5 protein-coding genes are annotated in these 6,642 nt (G+C 61.7%); 4 read left to right on the top strand and 1 reads right to left on the bottom strand.

Features of this window, described 5'->3' with window-relative positions:
• Positions 1-103 precede the first annotated feature (103 nt).
• Entirely contained in the window at positions 104-739 is a 636-nt protein-coding gene (locus EYB53_RS24305; protein WP_135482028.1) for a 2Fe-2S iron-sulfur cluster-binding protein, read from the bottom strand.
• A 121-nt stretch (positions 740-860) separates the two neighbouring features.
• Here EYB53_RS24305 and EYB53_RS24300 point away from each other — a divergent pair, with 121 nt between their 5' ends.
• The 4 genes from EYB53_RS24300 to EYB53_RS24285 are packed head-to-tail and all read left to right on the top strand — an operon-like array spanning position 861 to position 6,467.
• Entirely contained in the window at positions 861-1,949 is a 1,089-nt protein-coding gene (locus EYB53_RS24300) for a M20 family metallopeptidase (RefSeq protein WP_135482026.1), read from the top strand.
• A gap of 19 nt (positions 1,950-1,968) precedes the next feature.
• Positions 1,969-3,057 (top strand): methyltransferase domain-containing protein, encoded by a 1,089-nt coding sequence (locus EYB53_RS24295; RefSeq protein WP_135482024.1) that lies wholly within the window; start codon positions 1,969-1,971, stop codon positions 3,055-3,057.
• Between the two features lie 6 nt (positions 3,058-3,063).
• Complete coding sequence (locus EYB53_RS24290) at positions 3,064-3,369, top strand: P-II family nitrogen regulator (protein WP_245860158.1); 306 nt, start codon at positions 3,064-3,066, stop codon at positions 3,367-3,369.
• Positions 3,370-3,374: 5 nt separating this feature from the next.
• Positions 3,375-6,467 (top strand): S8 family serine peptidase, encoded by a 3,093-nt coding sequence (locus EYB53_RS24285; protein ID WP_167857599.1) that lies wholly within the window; start codon positions 3,375-3,377, stop codon positions 6,465-6,467.
• The last annotated feature ends 175 nt before the right edge of the window (positions 6,468-6,642 follow it).

The raw sequence follows: 6,642 nt of genomic DNA, 5'->3' as shown, positions 1-6,642 counted from the left end.
GGGAGGCGTTGCGCTCCGACCATGAGGCGGGGAGGCGTTGCACGAAAAAGCCCCTCCCCCCTTGTGGGGGAGGGGTTGGGGTGGGGGGCAAAGGCGTGTCGCCTTATACCTGGGGCGTGCCGCCCGACTGGGTCTGTTTGACCAGCGGTCGCTGCGTATCAAGCTCAGGCGTCGCGGCTGGCGTCGCAGGGGCGGGGATCGGCTTGCTGGCGTCTTCGATCATGCGCTGTGTAATGCGGACGGTGTCGTTGACAAAAAGATTGAGGTCGCGCACGGGCAGCAGGAATTTCACCGGCCCGATGCGCTGCAGGGTCCGAAACAGATTGAAGGGGAAGGTGCCAATATGTTCCCAGTTGACCATCGCAACGTTTGAAGCAAAGGGTCCGAGGTTATCGGTCGTGTTTGTGCCTGCCGGTGGGCGAAGCACAGCCCCAAACTGGCGGCGCAACTCTTCGGCGCGGGTCAACACCTTGACCGGGCCAGCCCCGCGGAGCGACGTCTGGCAGCCAAGACGGTATCCTTCAGCCATCCGCTCGGGTGGCAACCAGGTATGCTCGGCCTCGGTAGGTGGATTGAGCTGGTCGGCACCACTGAGAATGCGGCACTCGCACATCGTGCAGAGGCCATAGCCGTCACAGTAAAAACCGATATGGGCGGCATTGCGTCGGGCAACACTGAGCAACAACTCACCCGGCTTTGCTTCCATCATCTCATCATTGATCTCGACCTGGATCGTCATCTTAAGTCTCCAGTGCTGAAAGAGCGGTGATACAGTCGGTCTTCTCTTGATTGTAGCACAGGATGGCCCATGGTATACTACGAAAACCGTTGGGATAGCCTGTGTTATGAGGAGTCTCGTGATGAGTACCGCGCTGCATGAAGATCTGGTTGCGCTGACGTGCGATCTGGTTCGCTTTGAGACAACGGAGAATCGGGTTGATCAGTTGCGTGCGGTGCTTGAGTATGCGGCAGCGTACCTCGCTGATGTGCCCGACCTTGTGATCGAGCGGAGTGAGGCACACGGCAAGCCAGCTATGGTGGTTACGCTGCGTGAGACCCGTACACCAGCGTTGATGCTCAACGGACACCTGGATGTGGTAGTCGCCAACCCCGAGCAGTTTGTGCCCGAGGTGCGCGATGGTCGGATTTATGGGCGCGGTAGTCAGGACATGAAGGGCAGTTGCGCGGTGATGCTGCGCCTGATCCGCGAACTGGCTGCCTGGCCTGAACGCCCCGATGTCGGCTTTCAGTTTGTGTGTGACGAAGAGATCGGCGGCACCCACGGCACCGGACGGCTTCTGACTGAAGGGTGGCGCTGTGCTTTTATGCTCTGCCTGGAGCCGACTGATATGGGGATTCTCTTTGAGCATAAAGGGGCAATGTGGGTGGAACTGAGCCTGCCGGGGCGTCCGTCGCACGGGTCGCGCCCCTGGGACGGCCATAATCCGATCCTTGATTTCAATCAGGGCTTGCAGGCCCTGGCATTGCAGTATCCTGTCCCTGCACCAGATACCTGGCGGACAACGATCACACCGACAACGATCCAGGCCGGGGCTGGCTCGCGCAATCAGGTGCCTGGCTCGCTGAAAGTGACCTTTGATATTCGCTATGTGCCCGAAGATACGCCGGCAGCGCTGCTCGCCACGCTGCAAAGCCATTTCCCGACGGCTCGGGTGGTGGTCAACGAGTCGGCTCCGGTGTTGCGCACTGACCCCGAACATCACGAGGTGAGCCGCCTGGCCGATCTGTTGCAGCAACGGGCTGGTGCGCCGCCCCGTTTTTATCGTGAGCATTTCTCGACCGATGCCCGTTACTATACGAGTGCCGGTATTCCTGCGATTTGCCTTGGGCCAGTCGGGGCCGGGCTCCATTCTGACGAAGAGTGGGTTTCAGTTGAGGGTCTCATCGATCTGTATGACGTGCTGGTAAGCTATATCAAGCACATGTAGGAAACGTGTCAAACTTTCTATGTTGTATGCATTACAGACTTTGCCAGGGCTCGGTGAGTTAGCCTGGCTCGAAGCTCAACGTCGCCTTGGGGGCGACGATGGCCAACCGCCAAAACTCGTTGGCATGCGTGCCGTGCCAGGTCGCAATGACCTGGTGCTCTTTGATCATCGTGGTGGCCCGCGCCCGTTGCTCGCGTTGCGCACCAGCGAAGATGCTTTTGTCGTCGCAGCGCGCGGCTTCAAGGTGGCCCCCGATGCCCGTGGGTTGCGCCAGATCTACGCCGCTGTCCATCATAGTGAGACCGCCGATGCGGCGCTCAAAATCTGGCGTCGCGCCAGCGGCTTCCGCCCGCAAGGGGTGAGCTTCCGGGTGATTGCGCGAACGGTGGGCAGTCAGAAGTTTATGCGCCGCGATGTTGGTCGTGCCGTTGCCGATGCGGTGAAGGATGGGTGGTCCGGACGCTGGACGCTGGTCGAAGATGATGCCGATCTGGAGATCTGGGCGACGCTCGTCGAACACGAGTTGTTCTGTACGTTGCGCCTCTCGGATGCGAGCATGCGCCAGCGCAGCAAGACCTACCATTTGCCCGCGAGCCTTCGCCCGGCACTGGCCGCAGCAATGGTTGGGCTCACCGACCCCGAGGTTGACGATGTCTTTTTGGATCCGATGGCTGGTGCCGGTACCATCCTGGTGGAACGGGCCGCCGCTGGGAAATTTGCCGAGATCCACGGCGGCGATATCAGTGGCGAGGCGTTGCGTGCCATGCAAGAGAATCTGCACGGTGTGCGCGGCGAGATCTATGTGAGTCGGTGGGATGCGCGGAAGTTGCCGCTTGATGATGCGAGCGTTGATAAGGTGGCCGTCAATTTGCCCTTTGGCAAGCAGGTGAGTGAAGAAGCCCAGTTGCCGGGGCTCTACCGTGAAGTACTCGCCGAACTGGTACGCGTTGTCCGCCCCGGTGGGCGGGTGGTTGTGTTGACCGGCGATTATCGGATGCTCGAAACGGCGCGCAATAACGCCGGCCGACGGCTACGCCCAGGGCCGCGTCACCGTGTGATTGTGCTCGGGCAGGCCGCCACGATCTGTGAGTTTACCCGCGGCGATTAGGAGGAAATGATGCGCACAACAACCTTGAAACTGGTCACGGTGATTGCCGAGTCGATTCTCGAAGATCGCCTGGTTCGTGAAATGCATCACCTCGGGGCCAAGGGCTATACGATAGCCCAGGCCCGTGGTGAGGGCACCCGCGGGATGCCGACCATTGATATGGGAGGGCAGAATGTGCGCATCGAGATGCTTGTGAGCGATGAGGTGGCCGAGCGCATTATGGCCCATCTTGCCGAGCACTATTTTACCGATTATGCCGTGATTGTCTATGCGGTCGATGCCCAGGTACTGCGTAGCGAGAAATATCTGTAACGCCTGTGATCGTTTCGTTCTACCGCGTTCTGGCCTGGTTGATCCTGGTGACGCTGCTGCTTGTGGCGCTGCCCGTCGCCCAACCACCAGTCGCGGCGCAACTCGCTGCGTCGCCCGTGCGGGTGTCACCCGCGACCCTTGAAGCAACCGTTGCCCTCGGCAAAGAGGCTGAACTGCGGCTGCGTGTTGAGAATGAGGCGACGGAACCGGTTGACCTACGCATCTTTGAGGCCCGCGCCGAGCTTGCAGCGGTGCCCGAGGTTGCCCCGAGGCTGCGGCGGGTGCCGTTGCCGTCAGAGGATCGCGGCGTTGCGGCGGCGGCGCGTGGCCCGGTCATTGATCCTGGCATTGCGACTGATCAGGCGAATGATCCCGAGGGCAAGGCGCAGTTTCTGGTGTTTCTCGCCGACCAGGCCGATCTCGCGGCGGCGTATGCGTTGCGTGACTGGACGAGCCGCGGCGCGTATGTGGCGACGACTCTGCAAAACCACGCCGACCAGAGTCAGCGTGCGCTGCGTGGTTGGCTCGATGCGCGTGGCCTGCCATATACGCCGCTCTGGATTGTGAATGCGCTGGCGGTCACCGGTGATGCCGCCGATGTCGCGGCGCTGGCGAGTCGCGCCGAGGTAGCCGAACTACGCGCCCTGCGCGTTGCCAGTCTGGGCCGCATTGCGCCGCATGAACTGGCCCAGACTGCGCCGGCCAACTGTGCTGCCGATGACGCGAACGTCTGCTGGCATGTCCGCCAGGTCGAGGCGAGTCGCACCTGGAACGATTTTGGGGTACGCGGCAGCGGCATTACGGTTGCCAGCATTGATAGTGGCGTACGGCTGGAACATCCCGCGCTTGTGAACCAGTATCGTGGCACAAGCGCTGAGGGGCAGACCCATGCCTACAACTGGCTTGATCTGTTTGGAAGTTCGCCATCACCTGCTGATGCGGGCAATCACGGCACCCATACAATGGGCCTGATGGTGGGCCTCGGCGATCAGGAAGCCCAACCAGCGGTGGGCGTCGCCCCGGCGGCACGCTGGATCGCCGTGCGCGCCTGCTCGGCGCGTGAATGCAACGAACTCGCCTTGATCCAGGCCGCCCAGTGGCTGCTGGCCCCCACTGATGCAAATGGGCTCAACGCTCGCCCCGATCTTCGCCCGCATATCATCAATAACTCGTGGGTTGCAGGGACAATGGCTGACTGGTATACGGGCTATGTTGTTGCATGGCGCGCAGCGGGCATCTATCCGGTCTTTGCCGCCGGCAATACGGGCAGTCTATCGGGGTGCGGCACGATCCAGGCTCCGGCCAGCTTTGCCGAGGTAACGGCGGTTGGGGCGACAGATCGTCAAGATTTGTTGGCGACCTTTAGCAGCATCGGGCCAACTGCCGACGGGCGCATCAAACCCGACCTGACCGCCCCCGGGCTCAATATCATCTCGACCGTCGCCGATCAGCGCATCTACGGCTCGCTGAGTGGCACCTCGATGGCGACGCCCATCGTCGCCGGCGCGGTGGCGCTGCTCTGGTCGGCGCAGCCTGGCCTGATCGGTGACTACGAGACAACCTATGCCGCGTTGACCGCGACGGCGGCACCGCGTACCGGCGACACTCGCTTTCTTGGCGACCTGCACGCCACCTGTCGCCCCGACGAGGCACCAAATAGCATCTACGGGTATGGCCGCCTCGACGCGTACCGTGCCGTCGCCGAGGTAAGCGTTGACATCCCCTGGCTCAGCATTGCCCCAACGCAGACCGTGACGCTGGCACCCGGCGCGACGGTTGAGCTTGGCGTGACGGTTGATGCGCGCAAAGTTGCTGCGCCTGGTCGCCACACCGCGCAGCTTCTGCTGCACACCGCCGATCTGAGTCAAGCACCGCTGGTCATCCCGGTGACGCTCATTGTCCCAAGCGACGCGAGCCATGCAACCCTGCGCGGCACCGTCACGCGAGGCGGCACTGGTGCCCCGCTGGAGGCGACCGTGAGCGTCGGAGATGGGCCAACGACGACCACCGACACGAGGGGGGCGTACCAATTTATCCTACCAACGATTCAACCCACCGTCACGCTCACGACCAACGCCCGTGACCATGTGAGCCAGGTCATCACGGTCAGCCTGAGCGCCGGCGAAGAAGTGGTACGCACGATCGTCTTGCAACCGGATCAGCCACAGCTCACGGTTGACCGCACCCGTGAGCCAGTGGTGCTCGACTTTGCCGAAACCCTGACGGCCACGCTGCCGATCAGCAACACGGGGCCACAACCCTTGCGCTACACCGCGCAGATCCTCGATGAAGCATATGGGGTCTGGCGAAGCGACGAAACGCCGGAGATCGCGCGGAGATGGATCGTCCCGCCCGCAGATGCGGTCACGGTGGCGTTGGGCAACGACGTCTTGAGCGAGGCTATTCCACTCGACTTTGCCTTTCTTTTCTATCACCGCTTCTACGACGCAATAACCATCTCATCAAACGGCCTGGTGATCCTCGGCTCGCCACCGAATAGCGGCTTCTTTATCCCAGGCTGTTTCCCGCTGGCCGAAACGACTGGTGCCGCAATTGTGCCCTTGCGGGTCAACCTTGACCCGAGCCAACCTGGGGCGCGGGTGAGTTACGCCAGCCTGGCCGAAGGCTTGCTAGTCAGTTGGCAAGACGTACCGATCAGTGGCGAACCAACGCAACGGCTGAGTTTCCAGGTCTTGCTGATGCGTGACGGACGCATCAGCATGCACTACAAAACGATCGGCCCCCTGGCGCCAGAGTTCTCAGCGAGTTACGGGCTTCAAGCGAGCAACCAGACCTACCAGAGTCTCGGCTGTCGGAGCGACCTGCTGCTGAACGACGGACTAACCATTGAACTACGTACGCAGCCAACCACAAGCACCTGGGTAGAGTGGAGTGATCAGCAAGGCGAGATCGCCCCTGGGGAAGCGGACGACCTGCCGATCGCATTGCGCTGGGTCTCGCCATCTTTCTATGCGTGGGGCTTCCGCGGCACCATCCTCATCCAGAGCAACGACCCACTCGCGCCAGTGACCCGGCTGCCGATCACCATCGCACCAGAGGACGCGCCGTATAGGGTCATCTTCCCCTTGGTATGGTAGCGCCCGAAGCAAAGAAGGCTGGTTTGTTTTGACGCAAAGGCGCAAAGGCGCGAAGATTTGATGCAACTCCAGCGATCGCGTTGCGCCGTTGCGTCACAGCAGCTCAAATCAGCTCACGCGAAGACGCGAAGGCGCGAAGGGTTGAGGCAGCTCCAGCGATACCTTTGCGCCGTTG

This window comes from Candidatus Chloroploca mongolica, from assembly GCF_004762035.2.
In the GTDB taxonomy this organism is placed as follows: Bacteria; Chloroflexota; Chloroflexia; order Chloroflexales; family Chloroflexaceae; genus Chloroploca; species Chloroploca mongolica.
Note: the sequence above shows the minus strand (reverse complement) of the source record. Positions and strands in the feature narration are given on the sequence as shown.

Bases quoted from the DNA above. Each gene is read 5' to 3' on its own strand.
- EYB53_RS24305 (WP_135482028.1), bottom strand. From the start codon at position 739: ATGACGATCCAGGTCGAGATCAATGATGAGATGATGGAAGCAAAGCCG.
- EYB53_RS24300 (WP_135482026.1), top strand. From the start codon at position 861: ATGAGTACCGCGCTGCATGAAGATCTGGTTGCGCTGACGTGCGATCTG.
- EYB53_RS24295 (WP_135482024.1), top strand. From the start codon at position 1,969: ATGTTGTATGCATTACAGACTTTGCCAGGGCTCGGTGAGTTAGCCTGG.
- EYB53_RS24290 (WP_245860158.1), top strand. From the start codon at position 3,064: ATGATGCGCACAACAACCTTGAAACTGGTCACGGTGATTGCCGAGTCG.